The sequence below is a fragment of the Pseudomonas kuykendallii genome (genome assembly GCF_900106975.1).
Lineage (GTDB): Bacteria > Pseudomonadota > Gammaproteobacteria > Pseudomonadales > Pseudomonadaceae > Pseudomonas_O > Pseudomonas_O kuykendallii.
Genome location: NZ_FNNU01000002.1, coordinates 801,682 through 827,773 on the forward strand (window position 1 = coordinate 801,682; position 26,092 = coordinate 827,773).

Consider the following 26,092-nt stretch of genomic DNA (forward strand, 5'->3'; position numbering starts at 1 on the left):
GGGTCATCGGCTAGCATCCCGGCACGCGTGGCGGCCACCGTCGCGAACACTCGGAAGGAAGTTGGATGAAACTGTTGAGCCTGCTGGGCAAAACCATCGTGCTGGTGTTCTGGCTGGTGCTGCTGGTGAACCTGCTGCAGCCCTTCGCCGCGCCGTTCGCGCTGTTGCTGAATCTGTGCGGCGTGCTGTTCCTGGTCGCGCACCTGATCGAAATCCTGGTGTTTCGCGCGCGTCTGCAGGGCCGTCCCAAGCCCTGGTCCGATCGCCTGCAGATCATGCTTTTCGGCGTGTTCCACCTGCTGGCGCTACGTCCGGCCAAATCGGCCGGGTGAACGTCAGAAGCTCGGCCGCGCGGCGACGACCGCCACCAGCGCCAGTCCGAGCAGCAGGTTGATACCCACCAGGCGGCGAATCTTCCCCAGCGCCGCGCCACCCGCCGGCCAGTCCTCGGCGCCCACTGCCTGGCGCAGCGCCGGCAATTGCAGCAGTTGCACCCGCAGGAACAGCGCGAGCATCGCCAGGTACAGGCCGATCATCACGTGCACATAGCGCGGCGTGGTCTCGAAGCCGGTGAAGCGCAGTTGCAGAAGGCCGACGCCGCTGACCGGCAGGATCAGCACCGCCACCCACACCCAGACGAAGAACCGGCGCAGCACCTCGAGCCACAGGCGCAGCCGCTGCGGAGGCTCGAGCGCCACGACCGCGGCGGGCCGCAGGATCATCCAGGCGAAGAACATGCCGCCCACCCAGGCCAGCGCGGCGAGTACGTGAAGGGCGTAAACCAAAGCGTAGAGCGTCATTCGGGCTATCTCCGGAGGTTTGGGAGGAAACACGGGATCTGGCGATACGGCGTCGGGGTCGGCCGGGGACACCTCTCGGGAAAGGTACAGGTCGCGTCGCCGACGGATTTCGTCGTGCCTGTCCGTCGCCGGCCGCTTTTGTGAACACCCCTGCGGCGAAACGCGCGCTATCATAGCGACCCGCTCGAAACACTGAAAATTTATCCAGCCCTCCGGCTTTCCGACGCCCATGCTCAGCACCGAACTCAAGTCCCAGATCCAGGGCGCCTATTCCCGTTTTCTCGAAGCCAAGGGGCTGAAGCCGCGCTATGGCCAGCGCCTGATGATCGCTGAAGTGGCGAAGGTGCTCGGCGCGATTTCCACCGACGACGAGAACCGCCGCGACAGCGATCCGGCGGTGGTGGCGGTCGAGGCGGGCACTGGCACCGGCAAGACCGTGGCCTATGCGCTGGCGACCATTCCCATCGCCAAGGCGGCCGGCAAGCGCCTGGTGATCGCCACGGCGACGGTCGCGCTGCAGGAGCAGATCGTGCACAAGGACCTGCCGGACCTGATGCGCAACAGCGGCCTGAATTTCAGCTTCGCCCTGGCCAAGGGGCGCGGCCGTTACCTGTGCCTGTCCAAGCTCGACATGCTACTGCAGGAAGGCCAGACACAAAGCGCCACCGCGCAGCTGTTCGAGGAGGAGGGCTTTCGGATCGACGTCGACGAGAACAGCCAGAAGCTGTTCAACCAGATGATCGAGAAGCTCGCCGGCAACCGCTGGGACGGTGACCGCGACTCCTGGCCCGAAGCGCTGGAGGACCAGCACTGGGCGCGGCTGACCACCGACCACAGCCAGTGCACCAACCGGCATTGCCCGAACTTCCAGCAGTGCGCCTTCTACAAGGCGCGCGAAGGCATGACCAAGGTCGACGTGATCGTCACCAACCACGACATGGTGCTCGCCGACCTCGCCCTCGGCGGCGGCGCGGTGCTGCCCGATCCGCGCGACACGCTCTACGTGTTCGACGAAGGCCACCATCTGCCGGACAAGGCGATCGGCCATTTCGCCCATTTCACCCGCTTGCGTTCCACCGCCGACTGGCTGGCGCAGATGGAGAAGAACCTGACCAAGCTGCTCGCCCAGCATCCGTTGCCGGGCGAACTCGGCCGGCTGATCGAGAAGGTCCCGAAGCTGACCCGCGAGCTGCGCAGCCAGCAGCAGTTCATGTTCGCCGCCTGCGAACAGCTCGCCGACTTCAAGGCCGGCGAAGACATGGAGGGCCGCGAGCGGCCGCGCCATCGCTTCGTCGGCGGCCTGGTGCCCGAGCACCTGCGCGAGCTGGGCATCGAGCTGAAAAAGGGCTTTTCCCAGCTCACCGACGTGTTCACCCGGCTCGCCGAGCTGCTCAAGCAGGCGATGGACGGGGAGCCTGGCCTAGGCATCGCCAGCCACCAGGCCGAGGAATGGTACCCGCTGTTCGGCAGCCTGCTGGCGCGTGCCCAGGGCAACTGGGAGCTGTGGACCGCGTTCACCGCCGAGGACCCGGAAAACAGCCCGCCGATGGCACGCTGGCTGACCCTCGCCGACAGCGGCGCGCTCTACGACATCGAGGTCAACGCCAGCCCGATCCTGGCCGCCGAGACCCTGCGGCGCAATCTGTGGAACGTCGCCTACGGTGCGCTGGTGACCTCGGCGACGCTCACCGCGCTGAGCACCTTCGACCGTTTCCGCATGCGTGCCGGGCTGCCCAAGGCCGCGGTCACCGCCATCGTGCCGAGCCCGTTCCACCATGCCGATGCCGGCGTGCTGCGGGTGCCGGACCTCAAGGCCGACCCGCGCGACGCCGCCGCGCACACCGCGGCGATCATTCGCGAGCTTCCGCAGATGGTGGAAGGCGCGCGCGGCACCCTGGTGCTGTTCTCCTCGCGCCGACAGATGCAGGACGTCTTCGACGGCCTCGAGCGCGACTGGCGCAAGCGTGTGTTCATCCAGGGCAACCTGTCCAAGCAGGAAACCCTGAACAAGCACAAGGCGCGGGTCGACGACGGCGAGGCCAGCGTGCTGTTCGGCCTCGCCAGCTTCGCCGAAGGCGTCGACCTGCCAGGCGCCTACTGCGAGCACGTGGTGATCGCCAAGATTCCCTTCGCCGTGCCTGACGACCCGGTGGAAGCGGCGCTGTCGGAATGGATCGAGGCGCGCGGCGGCAACCCGTTCATGGAAATCGCCGTGCCGGACGCCTCGCTGCGCCTGATCCAGGCCTGCGGCCGCCTGCTGCGTACCGAAGCCGACCGCGGCACCATCACCTTGCTCGACCGTCGTCTGGTCACCCAGCGCTACGGCAAGGCGATCCTCAATGCCCTGCCGCCGTTCCGCCGTGAAATTGCCTGAGGGCGAACGCCCGCTGCACCAGGGATTGGGCATTCTTTCCCGACATCGTTGTCTACTGCCGGTCGTAATGGAGATACCGCCTCATGATTCACCGCTCGTTGTCCACGTTGTTCGCCCTGTTGCTGAGCGCGCCGGCGCTCGCCGCGTCCGAACCCGCCGCCGCGCCGGCGGCGGTTCCTGAGCCGGCGCCGCAGGTGCTGTTCAACTTCGTCCGCCCCACCGACGTGGTGAAGGTGCAGACCAACGATGCGTTCTTTCCCGAACTGACCGCGGAGAGCACCCCGGAGGGGGAAATCCTCCGCCGCCTGGTATTCAACCCGGCGCAGAAGCCCAGCCTCGTCCTCACCCCGCAACAAGGCACCTGGGACTGGTCGCAGATGCGTGCCATGAGCCTGCGCCTGCAAAGCGCGATGGACTGGGCGCTGACCGTCGACGTGCGCATCGAGAGTGCCGACGGCAAGGCGCTGACCACCCGCATCGCCCTGCCGGCCGGCCCGGCGCAGACCCTGTTGGTGCCGCTGCAGGCCACCTCCCCGCGGGCGCTGGGCATGCGCGCCGGCCTGCCGATGCCGTGGGCGCGGGGCGACCGCAAGCTGCTCCTGGCGGATACCGTCGAGGGCGAGCTGAACCCCGCCCAGGTCAGTTCGGTGACGGTTTCCCTGAGCAATCCGGACGTGGCGCAGAACATCCTGCTTGGCCGCTTCGGTGTGCGTGGCGACCAGGATTTCCACGACGCCTACAAGGGCATCGTCGATGGTTTCGGCCAGTACACACGCGGCAACTGGCCGGAGAAGGTCAGGAGCGACGAGCAACTGCGCGCCGCCGCGGCGAAGGACGCCGAACAGGTCAGGAAGTGGCAGCAGCAGTTGCCGCAGCAGGATCGCTATGGCGGCTGGCTGCGCGGCCCTTCGTTCCCGGCCAAGGGCTTCTTCAATACGGTCAAGCAGGACGGTCGCTGGTACCTGGTGACCCCGGACGGCCATCCGTACTTCTCCCTCGGCGTCAACGCGGTGACCCTGCAACAAAGCCAGACCTACATCGAGGGTCGCGAAAGCATGTTCAGCGACCTGCCGCCCGCCGACGGCCCGCTGGGGCGGTTCTATGGCAAGGGCGACAACCGCAGCGACACCGGCGCCAACAAGGGCCGCGCCTACGCCAGCGGACGCTGGTTCGACTTCTACAACGCCAACCTCGAGCGTCAGTACGGCGACCTGCCGTGCGCCGGCTCCAGCGAGTGCGTGGGCTGCACGCCCGCCGCGCTCACCGCGGACTCCGCCGCTCCCGCACCGAAACCGGAAGTCGTGGCTCCGGGCAGCGAGACGCAACTGAGCGCGCCGGCCCCGGCCGCCGCCACGCCGAACGACGCGCCGAAAAGCGACGCCGAACCGCCGACCGCGGAAGAATGCGACCGTCTCAAGCGCGCTGCCGCCGTCGAGCGCTGGGCGTCGCGTAGCATCGACCGGCTGAAGGCCTGGGGCTTCAACACCCTCGGCAACTGGAGCGATGGGGAGCTGGGGGACGCCAGGCGCATGCCGTTCACCGTGCCGCTGTCGATTTCCGGCGACTACGCCACCATCAGCACCGGCCACGACTGGTGGGGCGGAATTCCCGATCCCTTCGATCCGCGCTTTGCCATGGCCGCCGAGCGCGCCATCGCCATCGCCGCCCGCGGCCACCGCGACGACCCCTGGCTGATCGGCTTCTTCGCCGACAACGAGCTGTCCTGGGCCGCGCCGGGCAACGAGCCGCATGATCGCTATGCCATCGCCTACGGCACCCTACGCCTGACCACGGACGTGCCGGCCAAGCGTGCCTTCCTCAAGCAACTGCGCGACAAGTACCGCAACGAGCAGGGCCTGTCGAAGGCCTGGGGCATCGGCCTGGAACACTGGGAGCTGATGGAAGACCCCGGCTTCGAGGCGCCGCTGCCGAGCCCGGAACACCCGGCCATCGAGGAAGACCTGCAGTACTTCCAGCGGGTGTTCGCCGAGACCTACTTCAAGACCATCTCCGACTCGCTGGAATGGCACGCGCCGAACCACCTGCTGCTGGGCGGCCGCTTCGCCATCAGCACGCCGGAGGCGGTCGCCGCCTGTGCCAAGTACTGCGATGTCCTGAGCTTCAACTTCTATACCCGGGAGCCGCAGCAGGGTTACGACTTCGAGGCGCTGCGCAAGCTGGACAAACCGGTGATGGTCACCGAATTCCACTTCGGTTCGCGTGACCGCGGGCCGTTCTGGGGTGGCGTCGCCGAGGTCTACAAGGAAGAAGAGCGCGGGCCGGCCTATGCCAACTTCATCGCGCGCGCCATTGCCGAGCCGACGATCGTCGGCGCCCACTGGTTCCAGTATCTCGACCAGCCGGTGACCGGTCGCCTGCTCGATGGCGAGAACGGCCACCTGGGGCTGGTGGGTATCACCGACCTGCCTTATCAGGGCTTCATCGAGGCGGTGCGCAAGGCCAACCTGGCGGTTCCGGAGAAGTGGCTGCCGGCCACGGAAAAGGCGAAAACGCTCTGACCGGCGATGCGCAGCCGCCGTTGCGCGGTGGCTGCGCGTGAATGTCGGGCCGAAACCCGTCTTTCTTCCGGTTCCCAAGCGCGTCCGGTGCTGGAACAATGCGCGCTGACTCGTTATCCGCAGGTGCCGGCGTGCAGATTCAGGGCTACTACGACCTCAAGTTCGAAGCGGTGAAGGACGCTTTCGCCGAACTGTTCGACAACCCCCAGGAGCGCGGCGCCGCGCTGTGCATCCAGATCGGCGGCGAGACGCTGGTGGACATCTGGGCCGGGACCGCCGACAAGGATGGCGCCGAGGCCTGGCACAGCGACACCATCCTCAACCTGTTCTCCTGCACCAAGACGCTGACCGCGGTCGCCGCGCTGCAACTGGTGGGCGAGGGCAAGCTCGAGCTGGACCTTCCCGTGGCGCACTACTGGCCGGAGTTCGCCGCCGCCGGCAAGCAGCACGTCACCCTGCGCCACCTGCTCAGCCACAGCGCCGGCCTGCCGGCCCTGCACGCGCAGCTGCCTGGCGAGGCGCTCTACGACTGGACGGCGATGACCGATGCCCTGGCCGCCGAGCAGCCCTGGTGGACACCGGGCGAAGCACACGGTTACGCGCCGATCACCTACGGTTGGCTGGTCGGCGAATTGCTGCGCCGCGTCGATGGCCGCGGCCCCGGCGAGTCCATCGTCAACCGGGTGGCCAGGCCGCTCGGCCTGGATCTTCACGTCGGCCTGGCCGATTCCGAGTTCCACCGGGTCGCGCACATGTCGCGGGCCAAGGGCAACTTGGGCGACGCCGCAGCGCAGCGCCTGCTCAAGTGCTTCATGAGCGAACCGAACGCCGTCAGCACGCGCGCCTTCACCAATCCGCCGTCGGTACTGACCAGCACCAACAAGCCCGAATGGCGGCGCATGGCGCAGCCGGCCGCCAACGGCCATGGCAACGCCCGCTCGCTGGCGGGTTTCTACAGCGGCCTGCTGGACGGGCGTCTGCTGGAGCCCGAACTGATCGGCGAGTTGACCCGCGAGCACCGTCGCGGCGAGGATCGCACGCTGCTCACCGCCACCCGGTTCGGCCTCGGCTGCATGCTCGACCAGCCCGAAGTCGCCAACGCCACCTACGGCGCCGGCCCCAAGGCGTTCGGCCATCCGGGCGCGGGCGGCAGCATCGGTTTCGCCGATCCGGAGCGCGACCTGAGTTTCGCCTTCGTCTGCAACAGCCTCGGCCCCTATGTACTGATGGACCCGCGGGCGCAGCGCCTGGCCCGAGTGACGGCGGTATGCCTGGAATAGCCGCTCGTCAGTTTCTCAACGGAAGCCTTTTCGAATTAATAAGTTGCGTCCAGAATTTAACTTGAAGTATGAGAGCGCGGCGCCGCTTCCTTATCTTGCGCCTATCGACCCGACCATCAACTTCCAGATTACGGAAACCATTTCATGAAGCTGTTCAAGACCACTACCTTGATTCTGTGCATGATCGTATCGGGCTGCAGCACCTTCAAAAGCGATGACGCCGGCGAAAAGAGCAGCTCGTGGTGGCCGTTCGGCAAGAAGGAAGCGGTGGCTGAACAGAAGAAGGTCGAGATGCCCGATCCGAAGATCACCCAGGCCTGGCTCGACACCTACGAGCCGCAGCTGCGTGAGACCCTCAAGGGCAGCAAGTTCGAAGTCGAGCGTCGTGAAAACCTGCTGGTGATCACCGCGCCGGTGGACTCCTCGTTCAACCCGGATCGCCCGGAAATGCTCCTCCCGGTCACCCTTGGCCCGGTGACCAAGGTCGCCAAGCTGGTGCAGGACGATTCCAAGACCGCCGTGCTGATCCTCGGCCATGCCGACAGCTCCGGTGCCCTCGACCTGAACCGCAAGCTCAGCCAGGATCGCGCCCGCGCCTTCGCTTCGATCTTCCGCCTCAGCGGCCTCAAGCAGGATCGCCTGAAGCAGCAGGGCGTAGGCTCCGACATGCCGCGCGCCGCCAACGACAGTGCCCAGGGCCGCTCGCTGAACCGCCGCGTGGAGATCATGCTCACGCCGCAGGACACCCTGACCGCGCTGCTCGCCCAGTACAGCCAGCCGGCCAAGGCCGAGACCAGCGTCCAGGCCACGCCGGGCGCGCCTTTGGCGAGCGGTCCGAAGATCGCCGCGGTGGGTAAGGTGGTTGCCGCAGATCAAGCCAAGTAAGGCTTGCCTGGCTAAGCTAGGACTCTTTTTCGTCAGGAGTGCAGCATGAACCAGAGCCTCGCCGATATGCGTCGCGACTACACCCGCGACGGGCTGAGCGAGCAGCAGGCGCCGGCCGAGCCGCTGTCGCTGTTCCAGCAATGGTTCGCCGACGCGGTGAAGACCGAGCAGGCGCCTGTCGAGCCCAACGCGATGACCTTCGCCACGGTCGACTCCGAGGGCCGTCCGCATTGCCGGATCCTGCTGCTCAAGGGGCTCGACGAGCGCGGCTTCACCTTCTTCACCAACTACCTCAGCGCCAAGGGCGAGCAGCTCGCCTCGCAACCCTTCGGCGCCATGACTTTCTTCTGGCCTTCCCTCGAACGTCAGGTGCGCATCGAAGGGCGCGTCGAGAAAGTCACCCCCGCCGAATCCGACGCCTATTACCAGGTGCGTCCGCTGGGCAGCCGCCTCGGAGCCTGGGCTTCGCCACAGAGCCAGGTCATCCGTGACCGCGAACAGCTCGCCGAGCTGCTGGCCAAGACCGAAGCGCGTTTCCAGGACCAGGAGCCCAGTTGCCCCGAGCACTGGGGTGGCTATCGCCTGCTGCCCGAGCGCATCGAGTTCTGGCAGGGCCGTTCCAGCCGCCTGCATGACCGGCTGAACTACCGCCTGGAGGATGGCGCCTGGGTACGCGAGCGGTTGGCGCCCTGATCCCCTGACGCGCATTTCCTGCCTACACTAGCGGCCTCTTTCCAGAGGCCGTTTTTTCATGCTCGAACTCGATTCCACCCTGGCGCAACACATCGTCGACCGCGCGATGGCGATCCTGCCGCACAACATCAACGTGATGGATGCGCAGGGCATGATCATCGGCAGCGGCGATCGCGAACGGCTGCATTCGCGTCACGAGGGTGCCCAATTGGTGCTGGCGAACCGGCGCACCGTGGAGATCGACGCACAGGCCGCGGCCTGTCTGCGCGGCGTCAAGCCGGGAGTCAATCTGCCGCTGCTGTACGCCGACCAACTGATCGGCGTGCTCGGCATCACCGGCGATCCCGAGGAACTGCGGCCCTACGCGGCGCTGGTGCGGATGACCGCCGAGATGCTCGTCGAGCAACGCCAGTTGCAGGCCGAGCGGCACTGGCAGCGGCACCAGCTCGAAGCCTGGTTGCGCCGGTTGCTCGATCGCCAGCAGGGATTGTCGATGCTCGCCGCCGAAGCCGAGCGCCTGGGCCTGCAATTGGGCTGGCCGCTACAGGCCTGCCTGCTGCACCTGCAGCCGGGCAGCGAGGCGCAGGCGCTGCTGACGTCGCTTGCCGGCAGGGCGGACAACCTGTGCATCGCCCTGAGCGCCCATGAGCTGTTTTGGTTCCGCCCCTGGCAGAACGAGCGTGACGATGCGGCCTGGCTGAGCAAAGCCGACCAGCGCGGCTGGGGCGTCGCCAAGCTGATGCTCAGCGGTTCGTTGCGACAGCTGGACGATCTGCGTGAAGCCTGTCTCGCGTTGCGCGATCTGTACGCCTACGGGCAGGTTCGCCATCCGCAGCGGCGCCTGCTCGACCTCGAAGGGTTGCGCCTGCAGGTGCTGCTTTTCGCCCGGCGCGGTGACTGGCTGATCGATGGCTGGCTGCAGCCATTGCGCGAGCTGGTCGAACAGGACGCGGGAGGCATCCTGCTGGAGACCCTGGAAGCCTGGTGCGCACACCGTGGTCAGGCGCAGGAGTGCGCGGCGTTGCTCGGCATCCACCGCAATACGCTGCGTTACCGCCTCGAACGGATCGCCGAGATCAGCGGATTGAACCCGCTGCGCGACGATCAGCGCACGCACCTGGCGCTGGGCCTCGATCTGCTCGCTGCAGGTTGAATTGTGCGTCTGCACCAACGGCATCGCCTACGCGGGTTGGCGCTGGTGCGCAGGGACAGCGCGGCGCTTGGCCCGGCTGAGCCACAATGGATGCCAATGGCCTGACTCCGGCAGGCGCTTATGCAGTAATCGCGAGGTCCCCATGAAAATAATAATTGCCCCCGACTCGTTCAAGGAAAGCCTCAGTGCCGACGCGGTGGCCGCCGCGATTGGCGAGGGCTGGCGGCAGGTCTTTGCCGATGCCGAGATCGTCGCCAGGCCGATGGCCGACGGCGGCGAAGGCACGGTGGACGCCTTGCTGGCCGCCACCGGTGGCGAACGCCGCGAATCGCCCGTGCGTGGCCCGCTCGGCGAGGTGGTGAACGCGCACTGGGGCTGGCTCGAGGACGACACCGCGGTGATCGAGATGGCGTCGGCCAGCGGCCTGCACCTGCTGACGCCGGCGCAACGCGATGCGCGGATCACCTCGAGTTTCGGCACCGGGGAACTGATCCGCGCGGCGCTCAATGTCGGCGCCAGGCGGATCATCCTCGGTCTGGGCGGCAGCGCCACCAACGATGGCGGCAGCGGACTGCTGCGCGCCCTGGGCGTGCGTTTTCTCGATGCCGAAGGGCGCGAACTGGAGGAGGGCGGCGCCGCCCTGGCCAGGCTCGACCGGCTCGATCTCGACGGCCTGGACGCACGCCTGGCGCAGGTGCAGGTGGAAGTCGCCGCCGATGTCGACAACCCGTTGTGCGGGCCGCGGGGCGCCTCGGCGGTGTTCGGTCCGCAGAAGGGCGCCACGGCGCAGCACGTCGAGGAACTGGACGCCGCCCTGCGGCGCTTCGGCGAGGTGGCCGCGCGGGCGCTGGGCGAGGATCACGCCGAGTCTCCCGGTGTCGGGGCGGCGGGTGGCTTGGGCTTCGCGGCGCGGGCGTTCCTGGCGGCGCGTTTCCGTCCGGGGGTCGAGGTTGTCGCCGAACTCAGCGGCCTGGCCGAGGCCATGCAGGGTGCCGATCTGGTGATCACCGGCGAGGGCCGGCTGGATGCGCAGAGCCTGCACGGCAAGACACCGATGGGCGTGGCCAGGATCGCGAAGGCGGCGGGGGTTCCGGTGGTGGCGATAGCCGGCAGTCTCGGCGACGGCTATCAGAAACTCTATGAAGTGGGCATCGACGCCGCGTTCAGCCTGGTGCCGGGGCCGATGCCGCTGGAGCAGGCGATGGGCGAGGCGGCGGCGCAGTTGCGGGCGCGGGCGGCGGATGTCGCCCGACTCTGGCGACTGGCTCAGTCGCGGCGATAGTCGTCGGCTGCCCGCTCCAGCCACCGCGGCAGGTCGCGGCGCTTGATCCCTTCGCTGCGCGCCTGTTGCAGGCGTTGCAGCATGTAGTCGCGCTTGTCCTTGTCGTCTCCGCCGAGGGACAGCGCCAGGTCGCGATCTGTCCAGCGGCGGATGCGCACATAGAGCCACCAGTGGAAGTACAGGCCGGCCAGCGTAACCACCGCGATGATGAAGTAATCCATGACGTCGTCTCGGGTAAAAGCCGGCCAGACTAGCGGATGCGGCCCAGCTGGCAAAGGTCGTCAGTGTCGCGGCGGCCACCGCGCGCGCTGTCGCGCAAAACCGAAAAAACGTAGAATCGTGGGCACTCGCCGTGACATGTGGAGCGGCGAGCGGTCTACAAGACCATGTCCTTTTGGAGATTTGTCATGTTCAAGCCTGCCCTGATCGCTTCGTTCGCCGCCATGAGCCTGGCTCTGGGCGGTTGTACTTCCAGCCTGACTGGCGACACCTATTCCCGCGACGAAGCGCGCGTCGTGCAGACCGTGCGCATGGGCAGCATCGAAGCCCTGCGTCCGGTGAAGATCGAAGGCACCAAGACCCCGATCGGCGCGGGTGCCGGCGCGGTCGTCGGTGGTGTCGCCGGTAGCGGCGTCGGTGGCGGTCGCGGCAGCCTGGTCGCGGCGGTGATCGGTGCGGTGGCGGGCGGCCTGCTCGGCTCCGCGGCGGAAGAGGGCCTCACCAAGACCCAGGGCGTCGAGATCACCGTGCGTGAAGACGACGGCAGCATGCGTGCCTACGTCCAGGAGGTCGAGCCGAACCAGGTGTTCCGCGTCGGCCAGCGCGTGCGCATCCTCACCGTGGACGGTACCAGCCGCGTCAGCCCCTGATCTTCCCACTCATTCGCCGCCCGCGCCGCCTTCGCCTGCCGGCCGGGCGGTGCTTTCCCCGCTCCGCTCTCCGCTTTCCCTTCCCTCGGCGAATTCGTCGGAATCAAATCGAGCTTTTGCAGCCTAACCCCGGTGCGTATCGGCTTTTCGCGGGGGCGACGGTGGCGCGTTCAGTTTTAGTAATACTTATATCCATGACGCTAGATCGATAGTTACGGATAATCGAAGGCCACCCGCGCGACTGGAACAAGGGACCCGCTCATGGTGCTAGCGCTGATCATCGCCTTGCCGTTCATTGGCGTACTGCTGAGTGCGTTCGTGGGCCGCGGTGGGCGACCGGTCAGTGCCCTCGGCGCCGCCGTCGCGCCCTTCGCCGCGCTGGCCTTGCTGCTGGCGCAATACCCGGCGGTGTTCGCCGGCGAGCACCTCGTCTACCGGCTGGAGTGGATGCCGGCGCTGGGCCTGAACCTCAGCCTGCGCCTCGACGGCCTGGGTTTTCTCTTCGCGCTGCTGATCCTCGGCATCGGCCTGCTGGTGATCCTCTACGCCCGCTACTATCTGGCGAGAAGCGAGCCCATGGGGCGCTTCTTCGCCTTCCTGCTGCTGTTCATGGGCGCCATGCTTGGCGTCGTACTGGCCGATAACCTGCTGCTGATGCTGCTGTTCTGGGAGCTGACCAGCCTTTCGTCGTTCCTCCTGATCGGCTTCTGGAACGGCGCCAGCGACGCGCGCAAGGGCGCGCGCATGGCGCTGACGGTGACCGGTTTCGGCGGGCTGGCGCTGCTCGCCGGCATTCTGTTGATCGGGCAGATCGTCGGCAGCTTCGAGCTGCCTGCGGTGCTCGCGGCAGGCGACCGGATTCGCGCCCACGCGCTCTATCCCGTGGCGTTGATCCTGGTGCTCCTCGGCGCGTTCACCAAGTCCGCGCAGTTCCCCTTCCATTTCTGGCTGCCGCAGGCGATGGCCGCGCCGACGCCGGTGTCTGCCTATCTGCACTCGGCGACCATGGTCAAGGCTGGCGTGTTCCTGCTCGCGCGTCTGTATCCGGCGCTGTCGGGGACCGACTGGTGGTTCTACCTGGTCGGCCTGACCGGCATGGCGACGCTGTTGTTCGGCTCGGTGATGGCGCTGTTCCAGCACGACCTCAAAGGGCTGCTGGCCTACTCGACGATCAGCCATCTCGGCCTGATCACGCTGCTGTTCGGTCTCGACAGCGACCTGTCCAACGTCGCCGCGATCTTCCACATCATCAACCACGCCACCTTCAAGGCCTCGCTGTTCATGGCCGCGGGAATCATCGACCACGAGACCGGCAGCCGCGACCTGCGCCGCCTGGCCGGCCTCTGGAGGTTCATGCCGCACACAGCCGTGTTGGCGATGGTGGCCTGCCTGGCGATGGCCGGGGTACCGCTGCTGAACGGCTTCCTCAGCAAGGAGATGTTCTTCAGCGAGACCCTCGGGCAGAACCTGCTGGGCGGTTTCAACTGGGTGATTCCGGCGGCGGCGACGCTGGCCGGGGTCTTCTCCGTGGCCTATTCGCTGCGTTTCATCCATGACGTGTTCTTCAACGGCGCGCCGCGCGACCTGCCGATCTACCCGCCCCACGAACCGCCGCGCTTCATGAAGATTCCGGTGGAGGTGCTGGTGCTGCTGTGCCTGCTGGTCGGCATGCTCCCGGCCTACACCGTGGCGCCGCTGCTCGCCGCGGCGGCCGCCTCCAGCCTGGGTGGTGCGCTGCCCGAGTACAGCCTGGCGATCTGGCATGGCTTCAACCTGCCGCTGGCGATGAGCGTCGTCGCGCTGGCCGGCGGAATGGTCGTCTATGCCTGCCGCCGGGCGCTGTACCGCTGGTACGAAGGGCTGCCGGCGATCGATTCGAAAGCCGTGTTCGAGGCGCAGGTGCAGGCCAGCGTGAGCGCGGCGCGGCGCCTCACCGAATGGCTGGAGAACGGCTCGCTGCAACGCTACCTGGCGCTGATGCTGGGCAGCGCGCTGCTCTGCGTGGCGGTCGCGTTGGGGCCGCTGCACGCGCTGGAGGGCGGCGTGCGCCTGTCGCCGCTGGACCCGATCGGCGTGCTCGGCCTGGGCATCCTGATGCTCAGCGGGCTGCTCACCGTCGGCTTCCATCGTCGCCGGCTGCCGGCGTTGATGATCCTCAGCGTGGCCGGCCTGCTGGTGACCCTGACCTTCGCCCGCTACTCGGCGCCGGACCTGGCCCTGACCCAGCTCAGCGTCGAGCTGGTGACGCTGATCCTGCTGGTGCTGGCCCTGTTCTTCATGCCCGATCGCACGCCGGCGGAATCCAGCAGCCTGCGCGCCTTCCGCGACCTGATCCTGGCCAGCGGCAGCGGCATTCTCGTGGCGCTGCTGGCCTTCGCGGTGATGACCCGCCCCTACGACGGCATCGCCTCGTTCTTCCTGGAGAACGCGTTGACCGGCGGGGGCGGCAGCAACGTGGTCAACGTGATCCTGGTGGACTTCCGCGGCTTCGACACGATGGGCGAAATCTGCGTGCTGGCGATCGCCGCGGTAGGCGTCTACGGCCTGCTGCGTGGCCTGCACCTTCCGCATCCGCTGCACGATCGCAACGGCCGGCGTTGGTCGACCGACAGCCATCCGATGATCCTCGACAGCCTGTCGCGAGTGATGCTGCCGCTGGCGCTGCTGGTCTCGGCGTACATCTTCCTGCGCGGCCACAACCAGCCGGGCGGCGGTTTCATCGCCGGGCTGATCACCGCGGTCGCGCTGATCCTGCAGTACATCGCTCACGGCGTCGGCTGGACCCAGCAGCGGCTGCCGTGGAGCCTGCATGCGCTGGCCGGCAGCGGAATCCTCGTCGCCGGTCTCTGCGGTGTCGGCAGCTGGGTGTTCGGTCACGAATTCCTCACCAGCGCCTTCGGCCACTTCGAGATTCCGCTGATCGGCGAGGTGGAGCTGGCCAGCGCGCTGTTCTTCGACCTCGGCGTGTACCTCACGGTGCTCGGCGCCACCCTGCTGATCCTGTCCAACATCGGCCACGTCAGCCAGGACGAAAGCAGCCAGGAGGTGCTCTGATGGAAGCCCTGTTCGCGGTCACCCTTGGCGTCCTCACCGCCTGCGGCGTCTACCTGCTGCTGCGCGCGCGAGTGTTCCCGGTGGTGATGGGCCTGACCCTGATTTCCTACGCAGTGAACCTCTTCCTGTTCGGCATGGGCCGCTTGAACAGCGGCATGCCGGCGGTGCTCGGCAAGACCGGGGAGTACGCCGACCCGGTGCCCCAGGCGTTGGTGCTGACCGCCATCGTCATTGGTTTCGCCATGACCGCCTTCGTCGTGGTGTTGTCGTTGCGCGCGCTCGGCGAGGTGAAATCCGATCACGTGGATGGGGAGGAGCCGCGCGAATGAAGCATGCGCTGATCCTGCCGATCCTCCTGCCGATGTTCACCGGCGCGCTGTTGCTGGCCGCCGCGCGGATGCCGCTGGGCCTGCGCCGCGGCGTGTCGCTGGGCGCCACCTGGCTGCTGCTGCCGCTGAGCATCCTGTTGCTGGCGCAGGCCAGCGACGGCCAGCTGCGCCTCTATGCGCTGGGTGGCTGGCAGCCGCCGTTCGGCATCGTCCTGCTGCTCGACCGGTTGAGCGCGCTGATGCTGCTGGTGACCGCGGTGCTGGCCGGCTTCGTCGCGCTCTACGCCTGCCGCGGCGACGACGAGCGCGGCAGCGACTTCCACGCGCTGCTGCAGTTCCAGCTGATGGGCATCAACGGCGCCTTCCTGACGGGCGATCTGTTCAACCTGTTCGTCTTCTTCGAGATCCTGCTGATCGCCTCCTACTGCCTGTTGCTGCACGGCGGTGGCGCGCAGCGGGTGCGTGCGGGCATGCATTACGTGCTGCTCAACCTGCTCGGCTCATCGTTCTTCCTGCTCGGTGTCGGCACCCTCTACGGGCTCACGGGCACCCTGAACATGGCCGACCTGGCGCTGCGCATCGGACAGGCGGCGCCGAGCGAGACGCCGTTGCTGGCCGCCGCCGGCTTCCTGCTGCTGGTGGTTTTCGCGCTGAAGGCGGCGGTCCTGCCGCTGTACTTCTGGCTGCCGCGTGCCTATGCCAGCGCCACCGCGCCGGTGGCGGCGCTGTTCGCGATCATGACCAAGGTCGGGCTCTACGCGATCCTGCGGGTGTTCACCCTGCTTTATGGCAGCGAGGCCGGCGAACTGGCCAACCTGGCGCGCGACTGGTTGTGGCCGCTGGCGCTGCTCACGGTGATCGGCGGGGCGCTCGGTGCGCTGGGGGCGCGCACGCTGCAGATGCTGCTGGGTTACCTGATGATCCTCTCGGTCGGCACCTTGCTGGCCGGCATCGCGCTGGGCTCGCCGGCGTCCATCGCCGCGCTGCTGTATTACCTGATCCACAGCACCTGGATTTCTGCAGGGCTGTTCCTGCTCGCCGACCTGATCGCCCGCCAGCGCGGTGAGCAGGCCGGCGCACTGACGGCCGGGCCGGCGCTGCAGCAGCCGTTGCTGCTCGGCGGGATGTTCTTCGTCGGCGCTATCGCCATCGCCGGGCTGCCGCCGTTCTCCGGGTTCATCGGCAAGCTGCTGCTGTTGCGCGCGGCGCCGATGGGTTACCCGACGCTGCTGCTGTGGACGGTGCTGCTGACGGGCGGGCTTTGCGCGCTGGTGGCGCTGAGCCGGGCTGGCAGTACGCTGTTCTGGCGCGCAAGCGGGCAGCCGTCGGTGACCGTCGAGCACGACCCGCTGCGCCTGATCGCCAGCAGCGGGCTGCTGCTCGGCGCGCCGCTGCTGGTGCTGGCCGGCGGGCCGCTGCAGGCCTACCTGCAGGCGACGGCGGAACAGCTGCTGGACCTGGCGCCCTACCTGCGGATCGTCGGAGGTGGCGCATGAAGCGGCTGTTACCGCAGCCGGGCCTTAGCCTGTTGCTGATCGTCATGTGGCTGTTGCTGACCAACAGCCTGAACCTTGGCCAGCTCCTCCTGGGCGGCCTGCTCGGCGTCGCCATTCCGCTGCTCTGCCGGCGTTTCCTGCTCGAGGTGCCGCCCGTGCGCAAGCCGGCGAAGCTGGTGAGTTTCGCCCTGCTGGTGCTCTACGACATCGTCATCGCCAACGTGCATGTGGCAAGGCTGGTGCTCGGCCGGCGCGACCGGTTGCGTCCGGCCTTCGTCGAGGTGCCCATCGAGATTCGCGACGAGTTCGTCCTCGCGGTGCTCTCCAGCGTGCTGTCGCTGACGCCGGGCACCGTGTCCGCCGGCCTCAGTCCCGATCACTCCCGGCTGTTGCTGCACGTGCTCGATCTCGAGGATGCCGACGACCTGGTGGCGCAGGTGAAGACCCGCTACGAAGCCCCGTTGCTGGAGATATTCGAATGTTCGCCTACGTGATTCCGCTGTGCCTGGCGATGCTTGCGCTCGCCGTGGTGCTCAACCTGCTGCGCCTGATCGAGGGGCCGGACATGCCGGACCGCGTGCTGGCGCTGGATACGCTGTCGATCAACGCGCTGGCGCTGATCGTCCTGCTCGGCATCTGGCTGCGCAGCGGCACCTTCTTCGAGGTCGCGCTGCTGATCGCGGTGATGGGTTTCGTCACCACCGTGGCGCTGGGCAAACACCTGCTGCACGGCGACATCATCGATTGACGGGCCGGACGACCTCTTAAGGCCTCGCGGGAGACGACATGAACATCTGGATCGAAATCGCGGTATCGGCGCTGTTGCTGCTCGGCTGCAGCTTCGCGCTGATCGGCGCCATCGGCCTGTACCGGCTGCCGGACTTCTTCACCCGCCTGCACGGCCCGACCAAGGCGACGACGCTGGGCGTCGGCAGCCTGATCGTCGCCTCGATGCTGTTCTTCGCCGGGAGCGAGCACCGGCTCAGCCTGCACGAGCTGTTGCTGGCGATCTTCCTGTTCATCACCGCGCCGGTCAGCGCGCACATGCTGGCGCGGGCGGCGCTGCAGCAGAAGGTCAGGCTGGTCGAGCGCACCCGCGGCCAGCCCAGGGAAGAGTGACACGCGCACAGTTTTGCCGGCTGGCTGTGCCTGTGCCCGCCAAACCGCCGCCGTTAGACTGACGGCCTTTTTTCACGGGAGCAGGTCATGGCGGGGCAGGGTAAGGGAGTGGCGGTGGGTTGCCTGATTCTGGCGACCGCACTCTGGGCCAGCGCCTTCATCGGGTTGAAGATCGCCTTCGCCGAGCTGCCGCCGCTGTGGGTGATCTTCGGTCGCATGGCGCTCGGCAGCCTGGTGTTCCTGCTCGCCTGGCGCTGGCGCGGGCAGATGCGCTACCAGGCCGGCGACTGGAAGTATCTGCTCGGCCTGGCGGTCTGCGAGCCGTGCCTGTACTTCATCTTCGAGTCCATCGCCCTGCAGCACACCAGCGCGGCCCAGGCCGGGATGGTCACCGCGCTGCTGCCGTTGCTGGTGGCGATCGGTGCGTTTTTCTTCCTGCGCGAGAAGATCAGCCGCAGCATGTGGGCGGGCTTCTTCGTCGCCATGCTCGGCGCGGTCTGGCTGAGCCTGGCCGGCGAGTCCGACGAGCACGCCAGCGCGCCCTTGCTGGGCAACTTCTTCGAGTTCCTCGCCATGCTCAGCGCGGCCGGCTACACGCTGCTGGTCAAGCACCTGGCCGAGCGTTACTCGCCGTTCCTGCTCACCGCGCTGCAGGCGTTCATCGGCGCGCTGTTCTTCCTGCCGCTGGCGGCCTGGCACGAGCCCTGGCCAAGCCACTTCAGCGCCACCGGCCTCGCCGCGGTGGCCTACCTCGGGATCGTCGTCACGGTCGGCGCCTACGGTCTGTTCAATTTCGGCGTCAGCCACCTGCCGGCCGCGCAGGCCTCGGGCTTCACCAACCTGATCCCGGTGTTCACCCTGATCTTCGCCGTGCTGCTGCTCGGCGAGCGCCTCAATGCGACCCAGATGGTCGCCGTGGTGCTGGTGTTCGCCGGTGTCGCCCTGAGCCAGTGGCGCAACACGCCGCCGACGCCGCGCGGCATCCTCGACTGAGCCAGCGCGGAAAACCCCTCCACAGCAGGAGACCAGCATGAGCGACCCACGCCTGGAAAACGCGACGTCCGCCGACGCCGAGCGGCTTCTCGCGTTTCTCTTCGAGCACGCGCGAAACCCCTGGAACTACCTGCCCGAAGAGCCGCTGCGCGAGCACTTCGCCGGGCTGGCGGAGGGCAAGGTGGAAGCGCTGATGGCGTGGGTCGACGGCGAGCTGGCGGGCTTCGTGAGCTTCCAGACGTCGCGCTACTTCGCCCGCTACCAGCCCGCCGAGTCGCGCGACCGCCCGCACGGCTACATCAGCGAAACCGCCGTGCATCCGGGATATGCGGGGAAAGGCCTGGGATCACTGTTGCTGGGCGCGGCGGTGCGTCGGCTGGAGGGGCGGGGCGTCGATGCGGTGTTCATCGATCGCCACGAGGAGAACGCCGCCTCGGCGGGAATGATGCGCAAGGCCGGCTTCGTCGCGGTGGACACCTACGCCGATCCCGACCGCCGCCCCGAGGGTTCGGGGCGGACGACCGTCTGCGTGTATCGGTTGGCGTAGGGAGGGCGATCAGGCCCCGGTCCACTCCAGCAGCACGTCCAGCATGCGGTTGGAGAACGCCCACTCGTTGTCGTACCAGGCCATCACCTTGACCATGTCGCCCTGCACGCGGGTGTGGTTGAGGTCGACCACGCAGGACACCGGGTAACCGTTGAAGTCGTGCGACACCAGCGGCAGCTCGTTGCATTCCATCACACCGGGCGGCAGCGCCGCGGCGCCGGCCTGCAGGGCGGCATTGACGGCGGCGACGTCGGTCGGCCGTTCGGCGGTGAAGGTCAGGTCGACCAGCGACACGTTCGGCGTCGGTACGCGCACCGACATGCCGTCTAGGCGCCCGGCCAGCTCCGGCAGCACCAGGCCGATGGCCTTGGCCGCGCCGGTGCTGGTGGGAATCATCGACAGCGCGGCGGCACGCGAGCGGTAGAGGTCCTTGTGCTCCTTGTCGAGCAGGTTCTGGTCGTTGGTGTAGCTGTGGATGGTGGTCATCAGGCCCTGGCGAATGCCCACCGCGTCGTGCAGCACCTTGGCCAGCGGCGCCAGGCAGTTGGTGGTGCATGAGGCGTTGGAAACGATGGTCTGCTCGCCGAGCTTGTCGTGGTTGACGCCGTAGACCACGGTCAGGTCGGCGCTGTCCATCGGATGCGAGAGCAGCACGCGCTTGGCGCCGGCGGTGAAGTGCTGGGCCGCCAGTTCGCGGGTCTTCATCTTGCCGGTGCATTCGAGCACCACATCGACGCCCAGGCCGGTCCACGGCAGCTCGGCCGGCGAGCGCACGCTGAGCAGCTGGATGTCCTGGCCCTGGATTCGCATCTTGTCGCCGGCCAGCCCGACCTCGCCGTGGAAGCGGCCGAAGGTGGAGTCGAAACGGGTCAGGTGGGCGAGGGTGTTGTAGTCGCCGAGGTCGTTGATCGCCTCCAGCCGAATGCGGTCCTGCAGACCGCGTTCATAGAGCGAGCGAACCAGGGCGCGGCCGATACGGCCGTAACCATTGATGGCAATGCGCAACATGAGCTATGTCCTTTTCGGGTAAGTGGCTGACACCTGCTTAGGCCCTTCGAGACTACTCGTGTTCGGCAGAGAATGGCGCCGTTGAGCGGCCGGCGCATTGCGAAAATGTCGCGCGATGTGAGCGTGCCGGGTGCCGGGTGCCGGAGCGCCGCAGCCGGCAGCCGGCAGCCGTCGCGGGCTCCGGCGTTACTGCGTGCGGGCGCCGCCGAAGTAGGCGCAGCCGCGCTGAACCTGCCCGTCCACGCGCAATTCGGCGGAAAGGCTCTGCACTGCGCCGGTCTTCGCATCCACGCAGCGTTGCGGGGCGATCCACAGTTCGAGGCGTTGACCGTTGGCCTCGCTGGTCAGGTTGAGGCGGCCCTCGGGAAGCTGCTCCTCCAGATACGGCAGTGCCTGCGTCGGCTGGCCGCTGCGTTCGAGCATCAGCCCGCGCTCGCCAACCTCGACGCTCCAGTCCGGCTGCTGGCCGCCGGCGTGCAGCAGCAGGCGCGGGTAGTTGGGGTTTTCGCAGCCGTGCGCGTCGTTCTGCAGGCGATAGCGCTGCTCGACCTTGAACTCGCCGTCTGTACCCTCGACCCGTGACGCACCGTAGAACCCGCTCAGGTCGGCGAACAGCGGCCCGCTGCCGCCGCCGAGCAGCTCGCGGGCGTCCTCCAGCAGGCCGATGCCGGCGGCGTCCGTCACGGCGAAGTGGCGCTGTTCCTGGCAGGGGCCCAGCAGCATCTGGCCATCGACCAGGTTGAGTTCGCCCTGCAGGCGCACCGGCGGCTTCGGCGCGCCATCGTTGGCGGGGTTGTAGACGCAGCCGGCGAACAGCGGCAGCAGGGCGTAGATCCAGTAGCGGACGGGCATGCGGGTCTCCTCGAAGTGCCGCCACGTTACTCAGCCGGACCGGCCCGCACAAGCGCCCGCTGGCGACGCCGGGCGAGAATAAAAACCGATGATTGGGCGCTGGCGGCTTCCGCCGGGCGCGGGTTCGCCTCTATGCTTGGCGCATTCGGCCACGTTGACCTTGGGGCCGCCTGCTGCGGTCACCCTATCGTGTCGATTCGCTTCAAACTCACTCTGCTGGTGATGGCGGTTCTCGCGCCCACGCTGATCGCCTCGCTCCTCGCCATCGGCTATGTCTATCAGGATCAGCGCGTTCGCGTTGCCCAGAGCATGCGCGAGACGACCCGCGCGCTGGCGCTGGCGGTGGACCGCGACATCGCCCAGCGCAATGCGATCATCCGCACCCTGAGCAGCGTGCCCTCGCTGTCGCTCGCCGACCTGGAACGCTTCTACACCACCGCCCGCGACGTCGCCGACTCGTGGGAAAACTCGATCATTCTCGTCGACACCCAGGGCCAGCAACTGCTCAATACGCGCATGCCGTTCGGCGCCGAGCTGCCGCACACGCCTTTCCTCGCTACGCCGCTGGACGATCCGGCGGCGGAATTCGACGTCACCAACCTGTACATGGCGCCGATCGGCAAGCAGTACAGCTTTTCGGTGCGCCGCCCGATCTACATCGACGGCACCCTTCGCTATTTCCTCTCCATGGGCTCGTTCGCCAACCAGATCAACGAGGTGCTGGTGGATCAGAACCTGCCCAAGGGCTGGCTCGGCACGGTGGTGGATGGCAGCGGCCGGATAGTGGCGCGCAACATCTCGCCGGAGGCGTTCATCGGCAAGCACGTCACCGGGCCGATCGCCGAGGCGCTGGGGGGCAGCGAGGAGGGATTCCGGGAAACCGTGTCGCTGGACGGCATCCCTCTGTTGTCCTTCTACGCCCGCTCGCCGGAATCCGGCTGGTCGGTGATCATCGGCCTGCCGATCAGCGAGGTACGCCAGAGCGCGGTGCAGGCGATGACCGTCGTCGGCGTCTTCGCCCTGTTGCTGATCGGCGTCGCCACGCTGCTGGCATTCTGGGTCGGCCGGCGGATCACCCGGCCGCTGCGCATGCTCGACGCCACCGCCCAGGCCATGGGCCGCGGCGAGGCGGTGCATCCGGCGTCCACCGGGATGTCCGAAATCGACCGCACGGCGGCGGTGCTGGCCCAGGCCAGCGAACGCATCCAGAACGCCAGCGCGGAAATGAGCGCGCGGGTCGCGGCGGCGGTGGAGCAGGTCGAACGCTCGCAGAAGGCCATGCAGCAGACGCAGAAGCTCGAGGCCCTCGGCCGTCTCACCGGCGGCATCGCCCATGACTTCAACAACCTGCTGCAGACGCTGACCATCGGCCTGCAACTGGCCGACATGGCCTCCAGCGATCCGCGGGCGAAGAAGGCCATCGAGGCGTGCAACAAGTCGGTGGTGCGCGGCACCAAGCTGACCCGCCAGTTGATGGCGTTCGGCCGGCACAAGGTGGAAGAGACCCGGCACGTCGACCTGCTCCAGCTGATCGTCGAGATGGGCGACCTGCTCGACGGCGCGCTGCCAGGCCGCATCGGTCTGACCCTCGAACTGCCCGAGCGGCCCTGGCCGGTGTTCATCGACCCGCTGCAATGCGAGCTGGCGGTGCTCAACCTGGTGTTCAACGCCCGCGATGCGATGCCCCGCGGCGGCAAGGTCACGCTTTCCCTGGCACAGCGCGCGGTCGCCGAGGGCGAGATCGAGGGTCTCGCCGCCGGCGCCTATGCCGAGCTGTGTATCGTCGACAGCGGCGAGGGCATGAGCGAGGAGGTGATGTCCAAGGCCTTCGAGCCGTTCTTCACCACCAAGAATGTCGGCGAAGGCACCGGGCTCGGCCTGGCGCAGGTGTACGGCTTCGCCAGCCAGGCGCACGGCACGGTGCTGCTGCAGAGCGCGCCGGGCGAAGGCACGCGGGTCCGGGTGTTGTTGCCGATGAGCCAGGAGGAGGGCAGCGTGCCCCTCGAGGCGGGTGCCGGACCGCGGCCCGACGTGCATTCGGCCCGCGTGCTGCTGGTCGACGACGACCCGCTGGTGCGCGACGTGGTCGCTCCCGCGTTGCGCGAGCTGGGGTTCAGGGTCGAGGTGGTCGGCAATGCCGACGAGGCCCTGCAGCGCTACCGCGAGCGGCGCGGCGGAGCGGGCAAGCCGCGTTTCGACATCGTCTTCTCCGACATCGTCATGCCCGGCACGCTGGACGGCATCGGCCTGGCGCAGGCCCTGCGCGAACAGGAGCCGAACCTGCCGATCGTCCTCGCCACCGGCTACACCGAGCGTGCGCCGAGCGACTACGGCTTCACCGTGCTGTCGAAACCCTACGACGTGCAGACGCTGGTCGAGGCGTTACGCGCGGAACTGGTCAGGACGGCGCGCTGATCCGCTCTCAGGGCAATGCCTTCTCTGCGAACGAGCGGACTTCCAACCCCAGCTGCGCGCGAAAGCTCTCCATGTCGAACATCGTGCAGATTTCCTCGATCTGGCCCATGCGGTCGAAGCGCCAGAAGGCCATCGCGGAAATCGCCAGGATCTTGTCGCTCGGCGGATAACCGAGCGCCGGTTTGGCGATGCAGCCGATCAGCGTGCTCCAAGTGGCCACCTGGTCGCCCTCCGCGACGCAGTCCTCGATGATCACTTCAAGGTCCGGCATGGCGTCGCGAATCTGCTCCACCATGGCGATGAAGCCTTCGCCGTTCAGCGCATGTCCGACGAAGGAACTCTTGTAGAGGAAATTCGGACTGTGCAGGTGGCCAACCAGGTGCAGATGGCCCTTGTTCCAGCTCAGTTCGATGTGGCGGCGGACCACCCGTTTCATTTCTTCCCGTTGCATGGCGCACTCCCTGGCGCAATTGTCGCGGGCATTCTAAACCGTGGGGCCTGCGCTACAGCCAGCCGGCCAGTTGTAACGCCTTGTAGCCGGCGAACAGTGCGAGAACGGCGAAGCAGGCGGCGGCGAGGCGATGGATCAGCGTCAGCGGCAGGCGATCGGCGGCGAAATTGCCAGCCAGTACCACTGGCACGTTGGCCACCAGCATGCCCATCGTGGTGGCGAGTACCACCAGCAGGAAGTGCGGGTACTGCGCGGCCAGCATCACCGTGGCGATCTGCGTCTTGTCGCCCATCTCGGCGAGGAAGAAGGCGATCAGCGTGGTCAGGAACGGCCCGTAGCGCTTGAGCTTGGAGTCTTCGTCGTCGTCCAGCTTGTCGGGGATCAGCGTCCACACCGCCACTGCGGCGAAAGCCAGCGCGAGGATGGTGTGCAGCACCGCCGGGGAGAAGAACCCGGCGACCAGATTGCCGACGTAGCCGGCGACGAAGTGGTTGGCCAGTGTGGCCGCCACCATGCCCCAGATGATCGGCCAGGGGCGTCGGAAACGTGCCGCGAGCAGCAAGGCGAGCAACTGCGTCTTGTCGCCGATTTCAGCCAGCGCAACGATCAGGGTAGGGACGAACAGGGATTCCAGCAAAGTAGCTTCCTGAGGGGCGGGTCGACAAATTCACCATGACACGCACCGCCTTCCCGCCCCGGGTAAGGTGTACGTGTCATAGGTCTTGTCGAACCTGGAAACGCAGCCGGGCGGCTGGATTCCGGGTCGCACGCACCATGGTCTGTGGACCAAGCATGTTGATGCGTGCCGGGCGAGCGGAAGCTCGCGGGAGACTACTCCCCTAGGACGGGGCGCATTGTGCCCAAGCGTTGCCGTCCGGGCAAGCACCGGGCGCGCCTGTTCCGGCGGGCGGATGGCCATTTGCCCACGGCGCCGCGCGCGGCGCACGCGAGGCTAGCCGCGGTTGGCCTGATACACGCGGAATCCGTCGTCTTCGGCCAGCGTGCGACAGGCGCCCAGGTGCTGCTCGATCAGCGGCGCATAGCGCAGGAAGCTGTTCGCCACGAGGCGCATCTGGCCCTTGCCGAGCAGGTGGCTGGCCGCCTCGCGCAGCAGGGTTTCGGTGGCCTGGTAGTCGGTGTGCACACCCTGGTGGAAGGGCGGGTTGCTGATGATCGCGGCCAGTTCGCGGGGCGCGCAGCGAATGCCGTCGCCAGCGATCACCTCGGCGTCCAGCCCGTTCGCCGCCAGCGTCAGCCGGCTGCTGGCGACGGCGAAGGCATCGACGTCCAGCAGCGTCACCGCGCTGTCCGGATAGCGCCGTTTCAGCGTGGCACCGATCACGCCGGCACCGCAGCCGAAATCCAGCAGCGGACCGCTCGGCAGGCCGTCCAGATGCAGCAGCAGCAGGGCGCTGCCGCGATCCAGGCGACCGTGGCTGAACACGCCCGGCAGGCTGACCACCTGCAGCGGGCCGTCCGCCAGCGACAGGCTGAAGGTCTGCGCCAGCGCGTTCAGGTCCGGCGCGGGCGGCGGGGTTTCCACGCTTACCTGCCACAGCTGGCAATGCCGGGCGCTGTCCAGCTTGCGCGGCTTGCCGTAGGCGGCCAGTTGCTGTTTGCCGGCGCGTTCGATGCCACCGCGCTTCTCGCCGACGAGGTACAGCGCGGCGCCCGGCAGGCGGGCTGCCAGCGCCTGCAGCAGGTAGTCGGCGAGTTCGCGGGATTTCGGCAGGAACAGCACGGCGCTGTCGAAGTCCGTATCCGGCACTTCGACGCCGAAGTGGCTGCGCCCGGCAAAGCGGGCCTCGAGCGCCGACTGGTCGCCGGCGTGCCAGCTCCAGCCGCTGGCGGCCGGCAGCGAGCCGAGCAGGTCATCGGCCGGGAGACCGGCCAGCAGTACACGGCCGCCGAACAGCTCGGCCTGGCGCAGCAATACTTCACTTCGCGGATCCATGCGTCCCCCAGCGAAAAAA

The 26,092-nt window shown here is 67.6% G+C and carries 24 protein-coding genes, 1 pseudogene and 1 riboswitch; of the genes and pseudogenes, 18 read left to right on the forward strand and 7 right to left on the reverse strand.

The features are described 5' to 3' along the window. Window positions 1-65 precede the first annotated feature (65 nt). The gene (locus BLV15_RS08895; RefSeq protein WP_090226779.1) at window positions 66-332 is read left to right on the forward strand and encodes a DUF1145 domain-containing protein; all 267 of its coding nucleotides are present in this window, start codon (window positions 66-68) and stop codon (window positions 330-332) included. 3 nt (window positions 333-335) lie between these two features. Here BLV15_RS08895 and BLV15_RS08900 read toward each other — a convergent pair whose 3' ends face one another. Further along, window positions 336-800 carry a CopD family protein gene (locus tag BLV15_RS08900; RefSeq protein WP_090226782.1) on the reverse strand — a complete coding sequence of 155 codons (465 nt, stop codon included), beginning with the start codon at window positions 798-800 and terminating at the stop codon, window positions 336-338. Between the two features lie 229 nt (window positions 801-1,029). On the opposite strand from BLV15_RS08900, the gene dinG reads away from it, so the two are divergent. From dinG to BLV15_RS08935, 7 genes and pseudogenes are all read left to right on the forward strand, one after another. After that, the gene (gene dinG / locus BLV15_RS08905; RefSeq protein ID WP_090226783.1) at window positions 1,030-3,174 is read left to right on the forward strand and encodes an ATP-dependent DNA helicase DinG; all 2,145 of its coding nucleotides are present in this window, start codon (window positions 1,030-1,032) and stop codon (window positions 3,172-3,174) included. 83 nt (window positions 3,175-3,257) lie between these two features. Continuing rightward, the gene (locus tag BLV15_RS22085; protein ID WP_175534319.1) at window positions 3,258-5,693 is read left to right on the forward strand and encodes a beta-agarase; all 2,436 of its coding nucleotides are present in this window, start codon (window positions 3,258-3,260) and stop codon (window positions 5,691-5,693) included. Window positions 5,694-5,824: 131 nt separating this feature from the next. Further along, on the forward strand, window positions 5,825-6,973 hold the full coding sequence (locus BLV15_RS08915; RefSeq protein ID WP_090226785.1) for a serine hydrolase domain-containing protein: 1,149 nt from the start codon (window positions 5,825-5,827) through the stop codon (window positions 6,971-6,973). Between the two features lie 144 nt (window positions 6,974-7,117). Continuing rightward, window positions 7,118-7,855: pseudogene (locus tag BLV15_RS08920) on the forward strand (OmpA family protein); the annotation flags it as partial. A 48-nt stretch (window positions 7,856-7,903) separates the two neighbouring features. Further along, the gene (gene pdxH / locus BLV15_RS08925) at window positions 7,904-8,551 is read left to right on the forward strand and encodes a pyridoxamine 5'-phosphate oxidase (RefSeq protein ID WP_090226790.1); all 648 of its coding nucleotides are present in this window, start codon (window positions 7,904-7,906) and stop codon (window positions 8,549-8,551) included. A 58-nt stretch (window positions 8,552-8,609) separates the two neighbouring features. Next, window positions 8,610-9,704, forward strand: coding sequence for a sugar diacid recognition domain-containing protein (locus tag BLV15_RS08930; protein WP_090226794.1), 1,095 nt, complete (start codon window positions 8,610-8,612; stop codon window positions 9,702-9,704). A 142-nt stretch (window positions 9,705-9,846) separates the two neighbouring features. After that, entirely contained in the window at window positions 9,847-10,986 is a 1,140-nt protein-coding gene (locus tag BLV15_RS08935; protein ID WP_090226796.1) for a glycerate kinase, read from the forward strand. Here BLV15_RS08935 and BLV15_RS08940 read toward each other — a convergent pair. Then, on the reverse strand, window positions 10,971-11,207 hold the full coding sequence (locus tag BLV15_RS08940) for a hypothetical protein (protein WP_090226799.1): 237 nt from the start codon (window positions 11,205-11,207) through the stop codon (window positions 10,971-10,973). The genes BLV15_RS08935 and BLV15_RS08940 overlap by 16 nt on opposite strands. 186 nt (window positions 11,208-11,393) lie before the next feature. Between BLV15_RS08940 and BLV15_RS08945 the strand changes: the two genes are divergently transcribed. From BLV15_RS08945 to BLV15_RS08985, 9 genes are all read left to right on the forward strand, one after another. Continuing rightward, window positions 11,394-11,855, forward strand: a complete 462-nt coding sequence (locus tag BLV15_RS08945; protein WP_090226802.1) for an outer membrane lipoprotein — start codon at window positions 11,394-11,396, stop codon at window positions 11,853-11,855. A 261-nt stretch (window positions 11,856-12,116) separates the two neighbouring features. After that, a complete protein-coding gene (locus tag BLV15_RS08950; protein WP_090226806.1) occupies window positions 12,117-14,909 on the forward strand; it encodes a monovalent cation/H+ antiporter subunit A in 2,793 nt (930 codons plus the stop codon). Continuing rightward, complete coding sequence (locus BLV15_RS08955) at window positions 14,909-15,238, forward strand: Na+/H+ antiporter subunit C (RefSeq protein WP_090226808.1); 330 nt, start codon at window positions 14,909-14,911, stop codon at window positions 15,236-15,238. Before BLV15_RS08950 ends, BLV15_RS08955 begins: the two co-directional genes overlap by 1 nt. Next, window positions 15,235-16,734, forward strand: coding sequence for a monovalent cation/H+ antiporter subunit D (locus BLV15_RS08960; protein WP_090226810.1), 1,500 nt, complete (start codon window positions 15,235-15,237; stop codon window positions 16,732-16,734). The genes BLV15_RS08955 and BLV15_RS08960 overlap by 4 nt, the downstream gene beginning before the upstream one ends. Then, window positions 16,731-17,228, forward strand: coding sequence for a Na+/H+ antiporter subunit E (locus BLV15_RS08965; protein WP_090226813.1), 498 nt, complete (start codon window positions 16,731-16,733; stop codon window positions 17,226-17,228). Before BLV15_RS08960 ends, BLV15_RS08965 begins: the two co-directional genes overlap by 4 nt. Beyond that, entirely contained in the window at window positions 17,213-17,482 is a 270-nt protein-coding gene (locus BLV15_RS08970) for a K+/H+ antiporter subunit F (RefSeq protein WP_090226816.1), read from the forward strand. The genes BLV15_RS08965 and BLV15_RS08970 overlap by 16 nt, the downstream gene beginning before the upstream one ends. A gap of 38 nt (window positions 17,483-17,520) precedes the next feature. Beyond that, window positions 17,521-17,853, forward strand: coding sequence for a Na+/H+ antiporter subunit G (locus BLV15_RS08975; protein ID WP_090226819.1), 333 nt, complete (start codon window positions 17,521-17,523; stop codon window positions 17,851-17,853). Window positions 17,854-17,940: 87 nt separating this feature from the next. Then, on the forward strand, window positions 17,941-18,846 hold the full coding sequence (locus BLV15_RS08980; protein ID WP_090226822.1) for a DMT family transporter: 906 nt from the start codon (window positions 17,941-17,943) through the stop codon (window positions 18,844-18,846). A gap of 37 nt (window positions 18,847-18,883) precedes the next feature. Beyond that, window positions 18,884-19,393: a GNAT family N-acetyltransferase gene (locus tag BLV15_RS08985; protein WP_090226824.1), complete on the forward strand. Its 510-nt coding sequence runs from the start codon at window positions 18,884-18,886 to the stop codon at window positions 19,391-19,393. Between the two features lie 9 nt (window positions 19,394-19,402). Here BLV15_RS08985 and gap read toward each other — a convergent pair whose 3' ends face one another. Together gap and BLV15_RS08995 are read right to left on the reverse strand one after the other, a co-directional pair. Next, entirely contained in the window at window positions 19,403-20,401 is a 999-nt protein-coding gene (gap, locus tag BLV15_RS08990; protein WP_090226828.1) for a type I glyceraldehyde-3-phosphate dehydrogenase, read from the reverse strand. A gap of 186 nt (window positions 20,402-20,587) precedes the next feature. After that, the gene (locus BLV15_RS08995) at window positions 20,588-21,253 is read right to left on the reverse strand and encodes a COG3650 family protein (RefSeq protein WP_175534321.1); all 666 of its coding nucleotides are present in this window, start codon (window positions 21,251-21,253) and stop codon (window positions 20,588-20,590) included. Window positions 21,254-21,442: 189 nt separating this feature from the next. On the opposite strand from BLV15_RS08995, the gene BLV15_RS09000 reads away from it, so the two are divergent. Beyond that, on the forward strand, window positions 21,443-23,668 hold the full coding sequence (locus tag BLV15_RS09000; protein ID WP_175534322.1) for a hybrid sensor histidine kinase/response regulator: 2,226 nt from the start codon (window positions 21,443-21,445) through the stop codon (window positions 23,666-23,668). A gap of 7 nt (window positions 23,669-23,675) precedes the next feature. Here BLV15_RS09000 and BLV15_RS09005 read toward each other — a convergent pair whose 3' ends face one another. From BLV15_RS09005 to BLV15_RS09015, 3 genes are all read right to left on the reverse strand, one after another. Then, window positions 23,676-24,119 carry an ester cyclase gene (locus BLV15_RS09005; RefSeq protein WP_090226834.1) on the reverse strand — a complete coding sequence of 148 codons (444 nt, stop codon included), beginning with the start codon at window positions 24,117-24,119 and terminating at the stop codon, window positions 23,676-23,678. Window positions 24,120-24,171: 52 nt separating this feature from the next. Then, the gene (locus tag BLV15_RS09010; RefSeq protein WP_090227441.1) at window positions 24,172-24,753 is read right to left on the reverse strand and encodes a TMEM165/GDT1 family protein; all 582 of its coding nucleotides are present in this window, start codon (window positions 24,751-24,753) and stop codon (window positions 24,172-24,174) included. Between the two features lie 84 nt (window positions 24,754-24,837). Beyond that, a riboswitch (yybP-ykoY riboswitch) is annotated at window positions 24,838-24,971 on the reverse strand. Between the two features lie 100 nt (window positions 24,972-25,071). Continuing rightward, the gene (locus BLV15_RS09015) at window positions 25,072-26,073 is read right to left on the reverse strand and encodes a methyltransferase (protein WP_090226836.1); all 1,002 of its coding nucleotides are present in this window, start codon (window positions 26,071-26,073) and stop codon (window positions 25,072-25,074) included. Between the last annotated feature and the right edge of the window lie 19 nt (window positions 26,074-26,092).